Below are 19681 nucleotides of genomic sequence, written 5' to 3' on the forward strand. Positions count from 1 at the left end.
GGCACCGGCACCCGGGGCCGCCGCTCACATCGGCACCGTGGCCGCCGCTCAGCCGCGGCGGCGGCGCGGCAGTTTGGGCAGATGCGCGAAGATGTCCGCGGCCTTGGTCGTCGCCTTGTTGGCCGCCTGGCCGAGGGAGCGGCTGAGGTTGGCGGGAACCGGAACCTCGAGGCTCCGCCCCGTCACCGCATGCGCGGGTTCCTGCGGGGCGACGACGGCGGCTGCCACCGCGGGCGACACCGGCCCCGCCTCGGCGGCGGGCAGGACATCGACCCCGAACCCGATGATCCAGTCGGCCACATGCTGCAGCGGCCCGGTCTGCAGCGAGTAGTAGCGCTTCTGGCCCTGGGCGCGCATGGACACGAGTCCGGCTTCGCGCAGCACCTTCAGGTGCTTGGAGACGGTCGGCTGGCTCACCTCCAGCTCTTCGACCAGTTCGCCAACCGCCTTGTCGCCGTCACGGAGCGACCCGAGTATGTCCCGGCGGGTACCTTCGGCAATCACTGCAAAGACATCATCGATGGCCATTGCATTACCCTAACCGCATATATGCTCCGGGGCACACCCCCGGCGTTGGTCCCGGCGCCGGGCAGGGCAGAATCTCGATACCGGGTTCGGTGGACGACTGCGTCTGGCGCGGCCGCCCGGCCAGGGTCTGCCGCCCCATCCGCTGGGGGCTTGGCGAACCCAGTAACGGCCTAGTCGAACCAGGGATCGAGCCCGTGGTAGGGGAAAATTTCCTTGCGGGTGGCCATCACGGTGCGGTCCACGCCGTCGTTGGGGTCATAGCCGACCTCCCACGAGCGCCACCACAGGTCGGCGTCGTCGCCCATGTACAGCGGTGCCTGCTGGCCGTACCGCACCTCGACGTAGTCATGCCAGGACTGCGGCACCTCGCTGTGCAACGGAATGGCCCGGCCGGAAACAATGGCGAGCATGTGCGTCCAGGACCGCGGCACCACATTGAAGACGTCGTAGCCGCCGCCGCCCGTAGCGATCCAGCGGTCGCCGCAGACCTCGCGCGCCAGGTCGGCCGTGTCCAGCATCATTTGCCGCTGGGCGTCCACGCTCAGCCGGAGGCTGCTCAGCAGGTCGCGGGCATGGTTGTCGCAGCCGTGCTGGCTGACGATCACTTCGGGGGCGAAGGCCCTGACCAGCTGCGGCACCACCGCGTGGAAGGCCCGCAGGAAGGCCGCGTCGCCGGAGCGGGGCGGCATGGCGACGTTGACGGAACTGCCCGGTGCCTCCGGGCCCCCGCTCTCGTTCGCGAAGCCCGTCCCCGGGAACAGGTGGGTGCCGGTTTCATGCAGGGAGATGGTCAGCACCCGCGGGTCGTTGTAGAAGATCGACTGGACGCCGTCGCCGTGGTGCGCGTCGACGTCGACGTACGCGACCCTCTGCACGCCGTTATCCAGCAGGTGCTGGATGGCCAGGGCGCAGTCGTTGTAGATGCAGAACCCGCTGGCCTTGCCGCGCGCGGCGTGATGCATGCCGCCGGCGAAGTTCACCGCATGCAGCGCCGAGCCGTCCAGGATCGCGGCCGCGGACTGCAGCGAGGCCCCGGCGATTCGGGCGCTGGCGGTGTGCATGCCTGGAAACACCGGATCGTCTTCGGTGCCCAGGCCGCGCTCGTCGTCGATGGCGTCCGGGTCTTCGCTGACCGCCTTCACCGCGGCCACGTAGGCCGGGTCGTGCACGGTCTGCAGCGCCGCGTCACCGGCGATTTCGGCTGCGGCCAACGTGACGTTCGGGCGGTGGAAGATGGCGAATTCGTCAGCCAGCCTGGCCGTCAGGTCCAGCCGGATCGGGGACATGGGATGATGCGCGCCGAAATTGTAGGCCAAGACGGATTCACTCCACACCGCCAGAGTGGGAACCGCGGGAACTGGGGTCGCTGACATCACAGACAGGCTACGCGAAAGCACCGGTGCACGCGCATTCTTCCCGCGCCCCGTGCGATCAATTGATGATTTACTACTGCAAGGAGCAAGTCAGCGATTTCGGAGCCGGACAGAAGCGATCGGGATGACCAGACAGCAGCCGTCATGGCTAGCCGGGCGGGAACACGAACGATTCTCGCTTTTGCGCACGCTCCGCGACTTCGTGGACAGCGTTGCCAACAGTTCCCCGGCACGGCTGGCGCTGATCGTCTACGTGGCGGTGATCCTGGTCTTCACCGGGCTGCTGTCCTTGCCCGCCGCGGCCCGGGACGGGGTCATCACGCCGCTGCACGACGCCTTCTTCACGGCAGTCTCGGCGGTCTGCGTCACGGGCTTGACCGTGGTGTCCACCGCCGGCCACTGGACCTTCCTCGGCCAGGCCGTGATCCTGCTGGGCATCTTCATCGGCGGCCTGGGCACGCTGACGCTGGCCTCGCTGCTGGCGCTCATGGTGAGCAAGCGGCTGGGCGTGCGCGGCAAGCTGATCGCCCAGTCCGCCATGAGCAACGCGGGCCGCCTGGGCGAGGTCGGCGCGCTGCTGCGGATCGTGATCACCACCTCGGTGATCATCGAGGTGGTGCTCGCCCTGGTGCTGATCCCCCGTTTCCTGATGCTCGGCGAATCCTTTCCCCAGGCCGCCTGGCACGGCATCTTCTATGCCATCTCGGCGTTCAACAATGCGGGGTTCACCCCGCACTCCGATGGCCTGGTCCCCTACGAGACCGATGAGTGGATCCTGCTGCCGCTGATGGTCGGCGGTTTCCTGGGCAGCCTCGGGTTCCCGGTGGTCATGGTGCTTCTGGAGCGCGGTTGGCGCTTCAGCAAATGGAACCTGCACACCAAGCTCACGGTCGAGGTGTCCCTGATCCTGCTGGTGGTAGGCGCCCTGGTCTGGGGCGCCATGGAGTGGAGTAACCCGGAGACCCTGGGCGGCATGAGCACCTGGGACAAGGTCCTGCACGCAACGTTCGCGTCCGTGATGACCCGCTCGCTCGGCTTCAACCTGGTGGACATGAACGACATCGAGCCGTCCACCATGCTCTTTTCCGATGCCCTGATGTTCGCCGGCGGCGGTTCCGCCTCGACCGCGGGCGGCATCAAGGTCACGACCATCGCGATCGTGTTCCTGGCCATCGCAGCCGAGGCCCGCGGCGACCGGGACGTGAAGGTCCATGGCCGGACCATCCCCGAAGGCGCCATGCGGGTGGCCATCTCGGTGATCGTCATGGGTGCCACGTTGGTGGCCTTCGCCGCCGGCCTGCTGCTGGCCCTCACCGGCGAAAGCCTGGACCGAGTGCTGTTCGAGGTCATTTCCGCGTTCGCCACCGTCGGGCTGAGCACCAACCTGAGCGCCGAGCTGCCGCCCGAGGGCAAATATGTGCTCTGCGCCCTGATGTTCGCCGGCCGCGTCGGCACCATTACGTTGGCCGCCGCCCTGGCGCTGCGCGAGCGCCGCCAGCTGTTCCACTACCCTGAAGAGAGGCCCATCATTGGCTGACAAGTCCGCATCGAACAGACGTCCCGCCCACAACGCCCCCGTGCTGGTGGTCGGTCTGGGCCGCTTCGGTTCCTCGACCGCGGAACAACTGGTCAAGCAGGGCCGCGAGGTGCTGGCGATCGAACGTGATCCGGCCCTGGTGCAGAAGTGGTCGGGGCAGTTGACCCACGTGGTGGAGGCCGACGCCACGAACATCGACGCGCTGCGCCAACTGGGCGCCCAGGAGTTCAGCTCCGCCGTCGTCGGTGTCGGCACCTCGATCGAGTCCTCGGTGCTGATCACCGTGAACCTGGTGGACCTGGGCATCGAGCACCTCTGGGTCAAGGCCATCACACCGTCGCACGGCAAGATCCTCTCGCGCATCGGCGCCAACCATGTCATCTACCCGGAGGCCGACGCCGGCCGCCGCGCCGCGCACCTGGTGGGCGGCCGGATGCTGGACTTCATCGAGTTCGACGACGGTTTCGCCATCGTCAAGATGTACCCGCCGAAGGAGACCCAGGGCTTCACGCTGGGTGAGTCGCAGGTGCGCTCCAGGTACGGCGTCACGGTGGTGGGCGTGAAGTCGCCCGGCGAAGACTTCACCTATGCGCGGCCCGAAACCAAGGTCTCCAGCCGCGACATGCTGATCGTCTCCGGGCACGTGGACCTGCTGGAGCGTTTCGCGGCCCGCCCGTAGGGGGGCCGCCCGTAGCGGGGCAGCCCGCAAGTCCAGCGGACCCAGGCCGCCTTAGGGCTCAGGCCAGCTCGCGCGACAGTTCGGCCGCCCGTTCGGCAGCGGCCGCGGCACCGCGCGCGATCACCTGCGGCAGCCCGTCGTCGTCGAAGGAGGCGATGGCGCGCTCCGTGGTGCCGTTCGGGCTGGTGACGGCACGGCGCATGACCGCCGGGTCGGCATTCGGCGCAGCGAGCATGATGCCCGCGCCGGCCACGGTCTCGCGGGCCAGCGTCATCGAAAGCTCCGGGTCCAGACCCAGCTCCACGCCGGCGGCGGCCATCGCCTCGGCCAGGTAGAAGGCATAGGCCGGGCCGGAACCGCTGACCGCGGACACCGCGTCCAGCTGGTGTTCCGGAACCACGACGACGGTGCCGGCGCCGGCGAATACTTCGCGGGCGGCCTCCAGTTGGGCATCGCTCACGTGGCTGCCGGCGGAGACGCCGACCGCCCCGCGGCGCACCTTGAGCGGCGTGTTGGGCATGCTGCGCACCAGCGGCTGGCCTTCCGGCAGGGCAGCTTCCATGGCGGCGACGGTGACTGCCGCGGCCACGGAAACCACCACGGTCCGCTCATCCAGAGCCGGCGCGATAGTCCGGCACAGGTCCGCGATGCCCGCCGGCTTCACCCCCAGCACGGCTACGTCGGCGCCCTGCACCGCATGGGCGTTGGCCCCCGGGTCGTCTTGTTCCGCCAGCACCGTCAGGCCGGGATAACGTCCGCGCAGTTCCGCGGCGCGTTCGCTGCGGCGCACCGTCGCCGTCACGTTTTCTGCCGGTGTTCCGGAGGCCAGCAGCCCGGCCAGGATGGCCTCGTTCATGGACCCACAGCCTAGGAAAGCGATGCGGCGTGCGGTTGGTGTGTCCGTGGCGTCAGCAGTCATGTCTGCCATTGAATCATGGGGCCGTCATCCGGCGCGTGCCGCCGTTCGGGCGCCCGCGCACACCGGCGGGGAAGAACTCACAGGTGCCGTTCAGGTGTTTAACGGCGTTGTCTCAAGGTCCCCGTCTAGTGTCTTAAACACCTCATCAAGGTGCGAGTGATGATGGACCGGATCTGCTGGTTCCGGTCCAGGCGCCGGCGAACAGCGGTTGACTCCCCCAACCGACCGCAACGTTCGCCGGCGTCGCCATTTAAGCCCTCCACCGTAGCCCCGCCGCGTGACGTGTCCGCGGTTTTGCGCTGCGGCTGCTAACTGCCCACCTTCTCGACGGCGGGGGCCGGCTCCAGCGCCTGCCGCACCAGCATGGTGCCCACGGGACTGACCGGGGCGTCGCTGTCGTAGAGCAGGTGATCGAAGCGTTTGAGGATCAGCCCCTCCCGCAGCGCCCACGGGCAGATCTGCAGCGTCTCGGTCTCGAACATCTCCATCGCCGCCTCGGCGACCATCGCCCCGGCGAGCAGTTGCGGCGCCCGCACCATCGAGACACCCGGCAGATTGACACGGTCGCTGACCGGCATGGCGGCCAGCCGCCGCGTCCACAGGGACAGGTCTGTGCGGTGCAGTTCCCGCCGCACGTACGGGCCGGCGGCCGAGGGTGCGGCCCCGGCGATCCGTGCCAGCGAGCGGAAGGTCTTGGAGGTTCCGACCACCATGTCCGGCCGGCCGTGGGCAGAAATTTCTTCGACCGCGGGAGCCAGCGTCTCGCGGATATACCCGTGCAGGTCCTTGATGCTCTTCACGCTCGGGGGGTCCTCGGGCAGCCACTCCCGGGTCAGCCGGCCCGCTCCCAGCGGCACCGATACGGCGTGTTCGGGCAGTTCGTCGTGGCCGATGGCCATCTCGAAGGAGCCGCCGCCGATGTCCAGGTCCAGGATGGTGCCCGACCCCCAGCCGTACCAGCGGCGGACGGCCACCAGGGTCATGCCGGCCTCCTCGGGGCCGGTCAGCTCCTGCAGCGTGACATTGGCTTCCGCCTTGACCCGGTCCAATACTGCCCTGCCGTTGGTCGCTTCGCGGATGGCGGAGGTGCAGAAGGCCAGCATGTCTTCGGCTCCGTGCAGCCCGGCGAACCGCCAGGCCTCTCGGATAAAGCCGATGAGTTCCTGCTGGCCCTCTTCGCTGATACTGCCGTCGGCATCCAGGTACGCCACCAACGACAGCGGCCGCTTGTGCGAGGCGAAAGGCACCGGCCGGGCACCCGGGCGGGCATCCACCAACAACAAATGCACCGTGTTGGAACCGATGTCGAGAACACCCAGACGCATGTTCATATTATGCAGGCCTGCGGCACGGGCACCGCAAACGGGCACCGGGTCCGGCCCCCACCGCGGCGGGCGGCGGCCGGGGCGGCCGCTACTTCTTGGCGGCGGCCTTGCGCCGTACCGGCTTCTTCGCCGCCGGTTTCGCCGGTCCCTTCGCGCGCTTCTCCGCCAGCAGTTCGATGGCCTGCTCGCGTGTCAGCTCTTCGATGCTGGTGGCGCGCGGCACCGTGATGTTCGTGACGCCGTCGGTGATGTAGGGGCCGAACCGGCCGTCCTTGACCACGATGTTCTTCTCCGACACCGGGTCCACGCCAAACTCGGCCAGCGGTGCGGCAGCGGTGCGGCCGCCCCGGGTCTTCGGCTGCGCGTAGATCTTCAGCGCCTGTTCCAGCGTGATGGTGAAGATTTCCTCCTCGGAGCCGATCGACCGCGAATCGCTGCCCTTCTTCAGGTACGGGCCGAAGCGTCCGTTCTGCACGGTGATTTCGGTGCCCTCGGCATCGGTGCCAAGCACCCGCGGCAGGCTCAGCAGCTTCAGCGCGTCCTCGAGGGTGACGGTGTCCACGCTCATCGACTTGAACAGGGAACCGGTGCGAGGCCTGACCTTGGCGGGCTTCTTCGGCGGCTTGGGCTTGCCGTTCTTGTAATACTCCACCGGCTGCGCGGCCAGTTCCTCGGCCGTCGGCTCATGGATCACCTCGGTGACGTAGGCGCCGTAACGGCCTTCCTTGGCCACGATCGTCCGGCCGGTCTCCGGGTCCTTTCCAAGCTCGCGCTCGCCAGGCCCCTGGGTTTCCATCAGCTCGAGGGCTTTCTCCGGGGTCAGCTCGTCCGGAGCCAGGTCGTCGGGGACATTGGCCCGCTCCGGCTCCTCGCCGTCGCCCTCGCCGTTGCGTTCCAGATACGGGCCGAACTTGCCCACCCGCAGGGTGATTCCCTCGGCAATCTCGATCGAATTGATCCGGCGCGGGTCGATCTCGCCCAGGTCGTTCACCACGGTGTTCAGGCCGGTTTCCTTGCGGTCCCCGTAGTAGAAGCCGGAGAGCCACTCGGTCCGGCTGGCCTCGCCGCGGGCAATGCGGTCCAGGTCCTCTTCGAGTTCCGCCGTGAAGTCATAGTCGACGTAGTCGCTGAAGTACTCCTCCAGCAGCCGTACCACGGAGAACGCGATCCAGCTCGGAACCAGGGCGGGGCCGCGGGTGCGGACGTAGCCGCGGTCCATGATGGTGGAGATGGTGGCGGCGTAGGTGGACGGACGGCCGATGCCGCGGTCTTCCAGCGTCTTGATCAGCGATGCTTCGGTGTAGCGCGGCGGTGCCGATGTCTCGTGCCCCACGGCGTCGACCGCCTGCGCGTCCAGCGCGTCGCCCTTGGCGAGGTTCGGCAGGCGCCCGCCGGTGGCATCGTCCTCGTCCTCGCGTCCGGCGTCCTTGCCCTCCTCATAGGCGGCCAGGAAACCGGGGAACGTGATGACGGTGCCGGATGCGGTGAACTCCGCGTCCCGCCCGTCCCCGGCCGTGGCGCCGAGCCGCACGGTCGACGTCGATCCCTTGGCGTCGGCCATCTGCGAGGCCACCGTGCGTTTCCAGACCAGCTCGTACAGCCGGTACTCGTCGCCGGAAAGCTGGCTGCGCACCTGGCCGGGCGTGCGGAAAGAATCACCGGCGGGCCGGATGGCTTCGTGGGCTTCCTGGGCGTTCTTGTCCTTGCCCTTGTAAACGCGGCGGGCATCCGGGACATACTCGGGCCCGTACAGCTCGGAGGCCTGACGCCGCGCGGCGTTCACGGCCTGATCGCTTAGCGCCGGCGAGTCGGTACGCATATAGGTGATGTAGCCGTTTTCGTACAGCTTCTGCGCCACCTGCATGGTCGAGCGCGCGGAGAACCGAAGCTTGCGGGCCGCCTCCTGCTGCAGGGTGGAGGTGGTGAACGGCGCCGCCGGCCGGCGGGTGTAGGGCTTGTTCTCTACCGCGCGGACGGAGAAGCTGGCGCTGCGCAGGGAGTCTGCCAGCGCGGTGGCGGCCGCCTCGTCCAAATGGACGGCGGAGCGGGCCTTGAGTTGGCCCAGATCGTTGAAGTCCTTGCCGGCGGCGACCCGGCTGCCGTCGACCGAGACCAGCTTCGCCTTGAACACCCCGCCCTTGGCCGCGTCCTCCGGCGCCACGGTTGCCACCAGGTCCCAGTAGGAGGCCGCCCGGAACGCCATCCGCTCGCGCTCGCGCTCGACGACCAGCCGGGTAGCCACGGACTGCACGCGTCCGGCGGAGAGCCCCGCCTTGACCTTGCGCCAGAGCACCGGCGAGAGTTCGTAGCCGAAAAGCCGGTCCACGATCCGGCGGGTCTCCTGGGCGTCGACCAGGTCGGTGTCCACCTCGCGGACCTCGGTCAGGGCGCGCTGCAGGGCTTCGCGGGTAATCTCGCTGAATGTCATGCGGTGCACGGGCACCTTGGGCTGCAGCACCTGCAGCAGATGCCACGCGATGGCTTCGCCCTCGCGGTCACCGTCAGTTGCCAGATAGAGTTCGTCGGCGTCCTTGAGCATCGACTTGAGCTCGGACACCTTTTTCTTCTTGTCCGGAGACACCACGTAATACGGCTCGAAATCGTTCTCGATATCCACCGCGAACTTGCCGACCGACGTCTTTTTCAGCTCGGCCGGCAGGTCGGAGGGCTGGGGCAGGTCACGGATGTGCCCCATGGAAGCCGTGACCTCAAAGCCCTCGCCGAGGTACCCGGCGATGGTTTTGCCCTTGGCCGGGGACTCGACGATGACGAGTTTCTTACCGGTTTTTTCGCGGGCCTTGGCTGGCACTGTGCTCCTACGTAAAGAAAGGGTGTTGATGCGCTTGTAAATACGTCCCCCAACCCGGCGGGGTGGAGGACCGTCAGCACTAGGTTAGCCGCAACAGTACCGCGAAACAGAAAACGCCAGCGCGTGCAGCCGGCTGCCTCCGCGGCAACGGACCGCTGCCGATGCCCGCGGCAAGGCCCTAATCGTTGTCGATGTCGCCGGGCAGGAAGGAGAAGACGTAGTACAGCTTTTCCGCCCCTTCTCCCCGGTTTTCGGGATTGGTGGTCGGGCTGTATTCCAGCAGGATCTCGCCGATCCGCCGGCCGAGGTCCTTCCGCTGTTCCTCGGTCAGGTAGAACCGCCCCGTGCTGAGCGCAGCCAGGTGCCCCTCCTGCCGCCAGGTGTCCGGGTTCGGCAATTGCTTGTCCCGTTTGACGTACTTGGACAGGCGTTCGCGCAGGTCGTTCAGTTCCACATCCACCACGCCCATGGTGGCGGCACGGCTGTCCGCCACGCTGGTCACGTCCAGGCGTCCGGCGGCGGCCTGCCAGTGCCGTTCCCGGCCGTCGCCCTGGTTCACGCACCGTTTGACGAATCCCCACTTTTCCAGCGCCCGCAGGTGGTAGCTCATGGCGCTGGGCGTCAGCCCGTGCCGCTGCGCCAACTCCGTGGCGGTGGCCGGCTGCTGCGTATCAAAGAGCTCTTCGATGACCTTCAACCGCACGTTATGGGCCAGCGCACGGATGGCGCGGGCATCGGAGATATTGACCCTGTCTCCGGCCGCCGGCTCGGCCGGAGTGGCCGCCGCTGCCGTGGCCGCCCGGCCGGTCGTCGTGCTTGAAGCCTTAGTCATGATCAGTAAGTGTAATGCCGGTCACCGCTCCCGGGCGGGGCTGCCGGCCAATCCCGGACTGCAATCCGGCAACAATTTCCTATTCGCCGGCAGGCGCCAGGAAGCCGTCTGCCACCAGGTTCCGCACTTCGGCGGACAGTTGCCCGGCGAAGTCCGGCTCCTCGCGGCCCAGCAGCGCCGCCAGCGCACCGATGAGCTGGTCCACGCCCAGCTCGCCGTCGCACGCGGAAACGAACCCGGCCAACTCGGTGCTCATCAAGTTGGTCCGGCGCAGCCCCGCGCCCTGGCGCAGCAAGATGACGCCGGGATGTTCGGCGCCCGGCCGCTGGTGCCGCTCTTCGGTCACGTCCTCGGCCGCCCGCAGGTGCTGGCGGCCAAAGTCCGCGGCGTGCTCGGCCAGCCAATCGGCCCGCTCGACCGCCGCGGCCAGGTGCGGGCCGATGGGCTGTTCGATCGGATAGGTGATCTCCTCGAACCTCCGCAGCAATCCTGCGCCTGCAGCGGCGGCCGCGGCTTCGGGCAGGGAGCGGCGCAGCCACACGAGCCCGAAGCCGAGGGCCTCCACGTCCCGGGACGCGAAATCGTCCAGATAGGCGGCGTACGCGGATTCGAACAGCTCGGGGTCGCGGTTCACCGAGGCGTCCCGCAGCCACGTCTGCGCATACTGCGCCGGGCTGAGCTGCTCGCGCTGGATGACCCAGGCGTCGGTGTCCGGCGCCAGCCACTGCTCCAACCGGGCGTGCCAGCTGCCCGCGCCCGCCGGAATTTCCCAGTTGCCCAGCATCTGTGCGACGCCGCCGTCGGCCAGCACCGAGGGCAGGGAGCGGAAGAGGGTGGCCACGATGTCGTCGCCGGGCAGTCCGCCGTCGCGGTACGTGAACTGCTCGTCGGCGCGTTCGGCCGGGCGACGCGGCGTGATCACGAACGGCGGGTTGGATACCACGAGGTCGAACCGTTCCCCCGCCACCGGCTCCAACAGGCTGCCCAGCCGCAGGCTGACCCGCTCCTCCAGGTGGTCCGGGTCCAGCCCGAGGGCGCCGGCGTTGAGGGCGAGGTTGAACCGGGTGAAGGCCAGCGCCCGCTCCGAGATGTCCGTCGCGGTGGCGTGGCGGGCGTGGCCCAGCAGGTGGAAGAGCTGGATCCCGCACCCGGTGCCAAGGTCCAGGGCCCGTTCCACCTCGGTGCGGACGGTCAGCTGGGCCAGCGTCAGCGAGGCCTGGCCGATGCCCAGGACGTGATCGTGCCGGAGGACGCCGGGCCGCTGGTGCGCCCCGAGGTCGCTGGCCACCCACAGCTCGGTCTCGCCGAAGGCGTACGGGCGGAGGTCTACGGCGGCACGCCACTCACCGCCGTCGCGCTCGGTCAGCCGGAGGGCGGCGAGCCCGTCCACCCCGGTGCGCGGGAACGCCCGCGCCAGCAGCCCGGGCGGCACGCTCCGACCCAACAGCCACAGGCGCACGACGGCGGCCAGGCGGCCCTGTGCCGGATCCTCCAGCAGGCGGGCGGTGGCCAGCACGGCCGGAACCAGCTGGTCGCGGTCCAAGGCCTCCCACGCCTCGGTTCCGAGCAGCGCCGCGACGCCGTCCACGCTGTAATCCAGGGTGGTCAGGTCGGCGGCCAGGTCCGCCAGCAGCCGCCGGTCGCTGCTGGCGGGCGCATGGGGAACGTCGGAGAAATCTGCACTATCCACGGCCCAAGTCTAGTAACCCGGACAGACACGCCCCGGACCTGCCGGCCAAGGTGCCCGCGGGCCTTCAGCGCTCACAGGTCACTGCTGCCCGTGCCTCCGGGGCGGTTCCCTGATGGTTAAATGACCTCATGCTCGTCACCACCACCTACCTTGAACAGACCGATCCGGCCCAGCTGGTGCCGGGCTCGCGCCCGCTGCCGGATGATGCCGCCGTGGTGCGGGTGCGGCAGATCAGCCCCGAGTTCAGCAAGTTCCTCTACCGCAGTGTGGGCAGCAGCTGGAACTGGGCCGACCGGCTGGTGCTCACGCGCAGCGAATGGGAACAGGCAGTGCGTGCCCCCGGGGCGGAAACCTGGGTGCTGTACACCGGCAACGCTCCGGCCGGCTACGTGGAACTGTTGGGCCGGCCCGGCGAGACCGGCACCGACGTCGAAATCATGTACTTCGGCCTGTTCCCCGAGGCGATCGGCCGCGGCTTCGGCGGTGCCCTGCTAACCGAAGGCATCCGGCAGGCCTGGCAGTTGCATGGCCGCTGGGACGGGTTTCCGCCGGTGCGGCGCGTCTGGGTGCATACCTGTTCGCTGGACGGGCCGGCGGCCGTGGCCAACTACCAGGCGCGGGGCATGAGCGTGTTCAAGACCGAGGTCGAGGACACCGAACCGCAGGATGCCACGGCGGGCCTGTGGCCCGAGACCGCGAACGCCTGACCCGCCGCGGAACCTGATGCCGTTGGGTAGCCCGCGACGTCCACAAAACAGCTCCGGGACGCTCCCCTGCCCGGGGACGGACGGCCCGGATGCCGCCGGGCCACACAACGGGAGCCGGCCGGCGGCAGTCAGCAGCGGCAGTCAGGCGGCGGCAGGCTCCGGGCAGCCGTCCGGGCAGCGCAGGGTCTGCGGCTCCGCTGCGCACGCGGAACAGTACAACGTCAGCTGGCGGCAGTCCGGATTGGAACAGTTCTCGAACTTGTTGGTCGGCGCCTGGCAGCGGACACATTCCCCGATGGTCTTGGCGTCCGGCGTGAACTCCAGGTGCATGCGCTGATCGAAGACGTAGAGCGAACCTTCCCACAGCCCGGCGTCGCCGAAGGTTTCGCCGTAACGGACGATTCCGCCGTCGAGCTGGTAGACCTCCTGAAAGCCACGGTTGACCATCAGGGACGACAGCACCTCGCAGCGGATGCCGCCGGTGCAGTACGTCACCACGGGCTTGTCCTTAAGATCGTCGTACTTGCCGGAGTCCAGTTCCTTGATGAAGTCGTGGGTGGTGGCCACGTCCGGCACGATGGCGTCTTTGAACTTGCCGATCTGCGCTTCGAAGGCGTTGCGGCCGTCGAAGAAAACCACGTCTTCGCCCGCCGCCTTTTTTGCGTCGATGAGCTGGTGTAGCTCCTCGGGGCGCAGGTGCGTCCCGCCGCCGACCACTCCGCCCTGGTCCACCGTGAGCTCTCCCGGGGCACCGAAGGATACGATCTCGTCCCGAACCTTGACGCTCAGCCGCGGGAAGTCTTCCGCCCCGCCCTCGGACCACTTCACGTCGAGGCCGCGGAAGGCGGGGTATTCGCGCGTGGTTTTCACGTACTGCTTCACCGCGTTCAGCTCTCCGCCGACGGTGCCGTTGATGCCGTCCTTGGAAATCAGGATCCGGCCGCGCAGGCCGAGTTTCTCGCACAGCGCGCGTTGCCAGAGCCGGACGGCGTCCGGGTCCGGCAACGGGGTGAAAGCGTAATAAAGCACAATCCGGTTCAAAGCCACGCATCAAGGTTACGCGGTGGCCGGTAATCTGGGATTGTGACAGGGTTGTCATCGATTAGGCATGCCGCCCGCGCCCGCTGTTCGGTACAGTCCTGCTATGGGTCACGAATATACGACTGACGTCCCCGACGACGTCCTTGCCGCCTGGGTCGCCGGCTGGTCGGCCTGCCGCGGCTACTCCGCCGAAGAGGTCGACGGACACCCGGCCGTGTTGCTGGCGGACAAGACCGGGGACTGGGAGTACTTCGCGTTCGAACCCGGCGACGAGGAATTCGCCGCCGTGGCCCGCGACACCACCAAGTCACCGGGACGGATCTTCACCGTGCTGACGCGCGACGCGCAGCGGATCCATCAGCTGGCGCCGCAGCATGGGCTGCGGGTGCACCACAACGCCCAGTCGCTGATGGTCACCGACATGTCCGGCCAGGACGCCGAGGACCCGTGGTACCGCGACCCCGATTACAAGACCGAGGTCGAGAAGCACGGGAACGTCCACAAGGTCCGGGTGGTGCATGAAGGAAACGAGGCCGCCCACGGCGTCGCCGCCGCCGTCGACAATTTCGCGGTCTTCGACCACATCGAAACGGACCTTAACTACCGTAGGCGCGGGCTGGCCACGCACGTGATGCGCGCGCTGATCGCCTCCGTGCTGGAGCACATGGTGGACACCGGGCTGCTGATCGCCTCGCACGACGGCCAGATGCTGTACCGGCACCTGGGCTGGGACACGGTCTGCGATGTGATGATCCTCAAGCCCGTGGCGGAGGGCTGATCGCCTGCTGCCTGGCACACCGGTGCCGCGTGCCCACCCATGCAGGCCGGCCCACCCGTGCTGCGGGTGCTGCCCGCCGCGCCCCGGTGTGGTGACACAATGTTCGGGTGGCCCTGCACGATTCCCTGATTCCGCTGCTCGGCTCCGGTCCGGAGCCTGAGCAACTGGTGCATGTCCGCGAGCTTCCGGCCCGGGAGGCCGTGGTCGAGCCGTGGCCGGAGTGGGTCCACGGTGACATCCGTGCCGCCTATGCCTCGCTCGGTGTGCACGAGCCGTGGCGCCATCAGGTGCGCGCCGCCGAGGGTGCCCATCAGGGCCGCCATACGATCATTGCCACGGGAACTGCCTCCGGAAAGTCGCTGGCCTACCAGGTGCCGGCCCTGGACGCCATCCACCGGACGGCCTTGGCAGACACCGTCAGCCTCGAGCCGAGCGGCGCCGTCGCCCTGTACCTGGCCCCGACCAAGGCGTTGGCGGCCGACCAGCTGGCGGCGATCAAGGCGCTGAAGCTGCCCACCGTGCGGGCGGAAACCTACGACGGCGACACCGATCCGGGTGCCCGCCGCTGGATCCGGGACCATGCCAACTTCGTGCTGGCCAACCCGGACATGCTGCACTTCGGGATCCTGCCCAACCATGCCTGGTGGGCACGGTTCTTCCGCCGGCTGCGGTTCGTGATCATTGACGAGGCGCACAGTTACCGCGGTGTCTTCGGCTCGAATGTTGCCAATCTCGTGCGGCGGTTGCGCCGCGTCTGCGCCAGTTACGGGGCGGACCCCGTATTCATCGGCGCTTCCGCCACCTCCGCGGACCCCGCAACCTCCTTCGGTCGGCTGATCGGCGCGGAAGCAGAGGCGGTGACCGAAGACTGCTCGCCGCACGGCTCCACGACCGTAGCGTTCTGGGAACCCCAGCTCACCGAGCTCAAAGGCGAGAACGGCGCCAAGGAACGGCGCACGGTGGTTGCCGAGACCTCCGATCTGCTGGCCAATCTCGTCGCGGCGCAGGTGCGTACCATCGCCTTCATCAAGTCCCGCCGGGGTGCCGAGACGATTTCGTCCATCACCAAACGGCTGTTGGACGACGTCCACCCCTCGCTGCCCGGGCGGGTGGCTGCCTACCGCTCCGGCTACCTGCCGGAGGAACGCCGCGAGCTGGAAGCCAAGCTCAGGTCGGGGCAGCTGCTGGGCGTCTCGAGCACCTCGGCGCTTGAGCTGGGCATCGACATCTCCGGACTGGACGCCGTCCTGGTCGCGGGGTGGCCGGGCACCCGCGCCTCCTTGTTCCAGCAGATCGGCCGCGCCGGCCGGTCCGGGCAAGACGCGCTGGCTGCCTTCGTGGCCAGCGACGATCCGCTGGACACGTACCTGGTCCACCACCCCGAGGCCGTCTTCGACGTCTCCGTGGAGGCGACCGTTTTCGACCCGTCGAACCCCTACGTCCTGGGACCACACCTGTGCGCCGCGGCCCAGGAGCTTCCGTTGACGCCCGCGGACATCGGGCTGTTCGGCGCCGCGGCTCCCGGCCTGCTCGACCAGTTGACGGCCGACGGCTATCTCCGGCGCCGGCCGGCCGGCTGGTACTGGACCCATCCGGAAAGCGCGGCGGCCATGGTGAACCTGCGGGCCGACGGCGGCGGGCCCATCAGCATTGTCGAAACGGAATCCGGGACACTGCTCGGGACCATGGACTCCCCGCAGTCGCACTATCAGGCACACAACGGCGCCGTGTACGTGCACCAGGGCACGACATACGTCGTGGATGAACTGAACGAGCAGGACCACTGCGCGATGGTGACCCGGGGAAATCCGGACTACTACACCCAGGCCCGCGACGTCACGCAGATCGAAGTGCTCGGCGCGCAGCGAACCGAGCAGTGGGGCGAAGTCCAGGCCTGTTTCGGCGACGTCAAGGTCACCACCAAAGTCGTCTCCTTCCAGCGCAAGGCCTTCATCTCCAACGAGATCCTGGGCGAAGAGCCGCTGGATCTTGGTGCCAGGGAACTGTTCACCAAGGCCGTCTGGTTCACCATCGGCGAGCAGCAACTAACGTCGGCGGGGTTGGTCGCGGCCCGTGTGCCCGGTGCCCTGCATGCGGCCGAACATGCCGGCATCGGGCTGCTCCCGCTGGTGGCCTCCAGCGACCGGTGGGACATCGGCGGTGTATCGACGGCACTGCATGCCGATACCGGCAAGCCGACCATCTTCGTCTACGACGGGCATCCCGGCGGCGCAGGCTTCGCCGAGCGGGGCTTTGAGGCAGCCAGGATCTGGCTGGCGGCCACCCGGGACGCCATCCGGTCCTGCGAGTGCGAAACGGGCTGCCCCTCCTGTGTGCAGTCCCCCAAATGCGGCAACAAGAACAATCCCTTGGACAAGTCGGGGGCGGTCACGCTGATCGAGGCTCTGCTTTCCCAAGCTGGCCCTGCCCCTGCCGACAGGCACCAGGCGGCCGTCGCCTAACCGAGGGGCACCGCCGCCCGCCTGACTCGGCATACACTGCACGCGCCAGGTGGGAAACAGTGCTTCGTCCGCGCTGCCGATGGTTATCGCCTTGGGGCTGCCCACCCCACGCTGTTGATGGCTTACCCGCCCGGTGGTGGCCCCGCACGTGCCCGGCCCTCGGCATGTGTCCACTGTCCGTCAAGCCACCCCAGCACGTCGGGCAGTCGGGTCCGGGTCCGGACGTCGACCACCACACCGCCGGGTCCGGAACGGCGGCACGCCAGCAGCTCGGCGTCCTGCTTGCGTGCCACGTCTGCGGCCAGGGTACATGGTTCGCCGGCCAGCAGGCCGCGGGCAGCATCGGCGCCGGCCAAGGCAGCCAGGTCGGCCGCCTTCCCCGCCCGCGCCGATGCCAAGCCCGCCTGCATCACCGTAACGAGCACCGCGAGCATCAGGCACAGCATGAGCACCAGCCCCACCGACAGCACCGTTCCGGCGCCGCGGTCCGTGCCGTGCGGTCCGGTGACGCCAGCGCCGGCGCCGTCGCCGTGGTCAGTGCTGTCCGGTCCGGCTGTTCCGAAACCGGCACCCGCACCGGGTGGTGCGGCACGGGGCGCCGGCCGTCGCTTAGCCGGCTCCATTTCCTGCGCCTGACGGAATCACCGGCCCGCCGGTCGGCTCGGCAGGCGCGGTTGCCCGGGCCTCCAGCGTCCAGCCGCCAACCCCGGGCCATGGACCGGATACGTGAGCAGAGACATGGACCGTAACCCAGCCGCCGCCGCTGCCGGACGCCAACGTAGCGCCGTCCCCGGCGATGGAGCGGACCGTGTGGGCGGCTGCTGTCTCCGGCTCGCCGCGGCCGAGCTGCCGGACCGCCGCCTGTGCGGCCTTCTCCACATTCAGCTGTGCTGCTCCGGCGGCCGCACCGGCCAGCAGGAAAGCCAGCACGACGACGACGGAGGGCAGGACAACGGCGAACTCCGCCGTGACACTGCCGCGCTCGCCGGCGCGCTGGGCGGCCGGGGCACGCCGGCCGGTGCTGGAGCGGGCGGGGCGGCACACAGACATCGGTCAGACCGCCCTCAGCGCCAGCTCCACCAAATCCGTGAGCATGCCGCGGACTTCGCCGCTTCGCAGGATCAGGACCAAGAGACCGGCGAACGCCACCGCGGCAAGCGTCGCGATGGCATACTCGGCGGTGGCCATTCCGGCTTCGGAGCCGATCAGGTGCCGCCAGTTTCTCCGGGCGAGCCTGTTCCGACCGCCTGCCGGGAAGTCAATGACATCCGCCTGACTGCCGGGGCCGTCTGGCGCCGCGGGCAGTAGTGCCGCCGCAGGCCGTTGTGCCGCGGCGTTCCCGGTCGGTTCCGCTGATGGGGATGGTTGCGTCACCGCGGTCGGCTGAGCCGGCGCGGGTGGTTGCGCCGCCGCGGACGGTTGCCTCGCCGTGGCCCCGGGTGGTTGCGCCGCCGCGATCTGTCGCGCCGTCTTGTCCCCGGGTAGTTGCACTGCAGGGTTCGGCGGCAGCGAACGTGGTGTGCGGTCCCGGATTTCGGCCAGTGACAACATGTTTTCCTCCTAAATGAGACCGCGGGATTGCGGTTATTCGAGCTTCCCCGACCGCGCCAGGAGCCCGGCACCGCCGGCTCGGTCCCGGTGCACACTCCGGGATAAAGCCTGCGCTGTGGAGGAGTGCTTACAGCTTGGGCACGAGGGCGACGAGCACCGGCACGACGCCCAGCGCAATGAAGGCCGGAAGGGCGCACAGCCCCAGCGGAAGTACAAGCCGGGTGCCGAGCGCGGCCGCACGCTGCTGGTCTTCCTGATGCCCGCGCCGCCGCAGCTGGTCGGCTTGGGCAAAGAGCACCGCCGCCGAGGGCGCACCCGTTGCGGCACCGAAGCGCAGGGAGTCACGCAACACGTGCAGTCCGGAACCGCTCTCTGCGAGCGCCCAGGCCTCCTGCCAGTCCACGCCCAGCAACAACGCCGAGGCGACCTGGTCCAAAGCCGTCTTCGTCGTTCCCTGGCTGGTGGCAGCGAGGGCAGCAACGGCGTGAGGCAAGGGAAGTCCCGCTGCCAGCATCGCGCCCAACAAGTCCAGGTGCAGGGCCGGATCGTCGGGCGCTTCGTCCCTGCCGCCACCTTTCCGGGTTCCGCCTGAAACCAGCGGCCGCTGCGCGGGGATGCGGCGGGCGCCGACCAGTCCCGGATACAGCAGCCAGGCAGCAGCAAAGAGCAGTACACCGGTCAGCACCGGAATCACAGGCCCTCCCTTCCGGCAGCATGGCGCACGAGCTGCCGGGACCAGAAACGTGCGCCGACCATGAGCGCCGTCCCGGTGACCAGGACCGGCCACCCCGTCGGTGACAGCAGCAGCGTGGCGACGGGGTCGGCACCCATCGCGGCGCCGAGCCCAAGTCCCAGCAGCGGCAGCCACCCGAGCAGGGCCGCGGTGGCCTTGGGTCCCGCCAGCGCGATTCTGCGCGCAGCCCTGGCATCAAGCCGATGCTGCAGGTGCCGCGCATAATTCTCCAGCAGCAGGGACAGTGGTGCCCCGGTCCTCTCGGAAACCTCCCAGCAGGAAGCCAAATCATGCCACATCCGTTGCGCGGCGGCGGCCTCGGGTCGTACCCGCCGGCCGTCGCCCGGCCCCTGCCTCCGCAGAACCGGTCCGATTCCCAGCCCCAAATCCGCGGCCTGTGCTGCCGCCTCAAGGGTCGGGAGCAACAGCCCCACTTCCCGCGCTGCCGCACCCGACGCCGGCCCTGTTCCGTCCCGCCGTCTTGAGCCGGGCGCGGACCGGTCTGGCAGTCCCGTTGCGGCGTAGAACGAGAGCATATCCGGCCAGAGCTGGGCCGGCGTGCGCCCGGAACTCAACAGCGCGGCCAGCTGCCGCACGAAGAGGGGCAGCAGGTCCAATTCGGCGCCGGCGGACCGGCGCCGCGTCCCGCTGCCGGCCAGGGTACGCCTTGGGCCGCGGCGCGCCTCCGCCGACCGGGATCCGCGACCCGGCCTCAGC

Annotated in this window: 18 protein-coding genes; 5 read left to right on the top strand and 13 right to left on the bottom strand. The window is 68.9% G+C overall.

The genetic code is table 11. The features are described 5' to 3' along the window. Positions 1–48 precede the first annotated feature (48 nt). Both AC5RUH_RS11395 and AC5RUH_RS11400 read right to left on the bottom strand, forming a co-directional pair. Positions 49–528 (bottom strand): ArsR/SmtB family transcription factor, encoded by a 480-nt coding sequence (locus AC5RUH_RS11395; protein WP_494012833.1) that lies wholly within the window; start codon positions 526–528, stop codon positions 49–51. A gap of 170 nt (positions 529–698) precedes the next feature. Then, the gene (locus AC5RUH_RS11400) at positions 699–1901 is read right to left on the bottom strand and encodes an acetoin utilization protein AcuC (RefSeq protein ID WP_494025358.1); all 1203 of its coding nucleotides are present in this window, start codon (positions 1899–1901) and stop codon (positions 699–701) included. 124 nt (positions 1902–2025) lie between these two features. Between AC5RUH_RS11400 and AC5RUH_RS11405 the strand changes: the two genes are divergently transcribed. Next, positions 2026–3438: a TrkH family potassium uptake protein gene (locus AC5RUH_RS11405; protein WP_494000638.1), complete on the top strand. Its 1413-nt coding sequence runs from the start codon at positions 2026–2028 to the stop codon at positions 3436–3438. Between the two features lie 40 nt (positions 3439–3478). Next, entirely contained in the window at positions 3479–4117 is a 639-nt protein-coding gene (locus AC5RUH_RS11410; protein WP_494001300.1) for a potassium channel family protein, read from the top strand. A 58-nt stretch (positions 4118–4175) separates the two neighbouring features. On the opposite strand, the gene proC is transcribed toward AC5RUH_RS11410, so the two are convergent. The 5 genes from proC to AC5RUH_RS11435 all read right to left on the bottom strand — a co-directional run bounded on the left by proC (position 4176) and on the right by AC5RUH_RS11435 (position 11692). Then, entirely contained in the window at positions 4176–5036 is an 861-nt protein-coding gene (proC, locus tag AC5RUH_RS11415) for a pyrroline-5-carboxylate reductase (RefSeq protein ID WP_494128613.1), read from the bottom strand. A 308-nt stretch (positions 5037–5344) separates the two neighbouring features. After that, positions 5345–6361, bottom strand: a complete 1017-nt coding sequence (locus AC5RUH_RS11420) for a Ppx/GppA phosphatase family protein (protein ID WP_494012836.1) — start codon at positions 6359–6361, stop codon at positions 5345–5347. An 88-nt stretch (positions 6362–6449) separates the two neighbouring features. Beyond that, entirely contained in the window at positions 6450–9170 is a 2721-nt protein-coding gene (gene topA / locus AC5RUH_RS11425) for a type I DNA topoisomerase (protein WP_494128614.1), read from the bottom strand. Positions 9171–9348: 178 nt separating this feature from the next. Beyond that, entirely contained in the window at positions 9349–10002 is a 654-nt protein-coding gene (locus tag AC5RUH_RS11430) for an ArsR/SmtB family transcription factor (protein WP_494000642.1), read from the bottom strand. Positions 10003–10081: 79 nt separating this feature from the next. Continuing rightward, on the bottom strand, positions 10082–11692 hold the full coding sequence (locus AC5RUH_RS11435) for a DUF7059 domain-containing protein (RefSeq protein ID WP_494128615.1): 1611 nt from the start codon (positions 11690–11692) through the stop codon (positions 10082–10084). Positions 11693–11820: 128 nt separating this feature from the next. Here AC5RUH_RS11435 and AC5RUH_RS11440 point away from each other — a divergent pair, with 128 nt between their 5' ends. Next, positions 11821–12399: a GNAT family N-acetyltransferase gene (locus AC5RUH_RS11440; RefSeq protein WP_494000644.1), complete on the top strand. Its 579-nt coding sequence runs from the start codon at positions 11821–11823 to the stop codon at positions 12397–12399. 141 nt (positions 12400–12540) lie between these two features. Here AC5RUH_RS11440 and trhO read toward each other — a convergent pair whose 3' ends face one another. Then, positions 12541–13446: an oxygen-dependent tRNA uridine(34) hydroxylase TrhO gene (gene trhO / locus AC5RUH_RS11445; protein ID WP_494022387.1), complete on the bottom strand. Its 906-nt coding sequence runs from the start codon at positions 13444–13446 to the stop codon at positions 12541–12543. Between the two features lie 97 nt (positions 13447–13543). Between trhO and AC5RUH_RS11450 the strand changes: the two genes are divergently transcribed. Further along, positions 13544–14218: a GNAT family N-acetyltransferase gene (locus AC5RUH_RS11450; protein ID WP_494000646.1), complete on the top strand. Its 675-nt coding sequence runs from the start codon at positions 13544–13546 to the stop codon at positions 14216–14218. Between the two features lie 107 nt (positions 14219–14325). Beyond that, the gene (locus tag AC5RUH_RS11455) at positions 14326–16680 is read left to right on the top strand and encodes a DEAD/DEAH box helicase (RefSeq protein ID WP_494101094.1); all 2355 of its coding nucleotides are present in this window, start codon (positions 14326–14328) and stop codon (positions 16678–16680) included. Between the two features lie 122 nt (positions 16681–16802). Here the strand turns inward: AC5RUH_RS11455 and AC5RUH_RS11460 are convergent, their stop codons facing one another. The 5 genes from AC5RUH_RS11460 to AC5RUH_RS11480 form a co-directional block, all read right to left on the bottom strand. Beyond that, entirely contained in the window at positions 16803–17303 is a 501-nt protein-coding gene (locus AC5RUH_RS11460) for an Rv3654c family TadE-like protein (protein ID WP_494128616.1), read from the bottom strand. Then, positions 17290–17730: a TadE family type IV pilus minor pilin gene (locus AC5RUH_RS11465; RefSeq protein WP_494128617.1), complete on the bottom strand. Its 441-nt coding sequence runs from the start codon at positions 17728–17730 to the stop codon at positions 17290–17292. The genes AC5RUH_RS11460 and AC5RUH_RS11465 overlap by 14 nt, the downstream gene beginning before the upstream one ends. A 3-nt stretch (positions 17731–17733) precedes the next feature. Next, positions 17734–18231: a DUF4244 domain-containing protein gene (locus AC5RUH_RS11470; protein ID WP_494128618.1), complete on the bottom strand. Its 498-nt coding sequence runs from the start codon at positions 18229–18231 to the stop codon at positions 17734–17736. 127 nt (positions 18232–18358) lie between these two features. Continuing rightward, complete coding sequence (locus tag AC5RUH_RS11475) at positions 18359–18925, bottom strand: type II secretion system F family protein (protein WP_494128619.1); 567 nt, start codon at positions 18923–18925, stop codon at positions 18359–18361. After that, positions 18922–19389, bottom strand: a complete 468-nt coding sequence (locus AC5RUH_RS11480) for a type II secretion system F family protein (RefSeq protein WP_494128620.1) — start codon at positions 19387–19389, stop codon at positions 18922–18924. Before AC5RUH_RS11480 ends, AC5RUH_RS11475 begins: the two co-directional genes overlap by 4 nt. Positions 19390–19681 lie beyond the last annotated feature (292 nt).

This window comes from Arthrobacter sp. Y3223166, assembly GCF_059090935.1.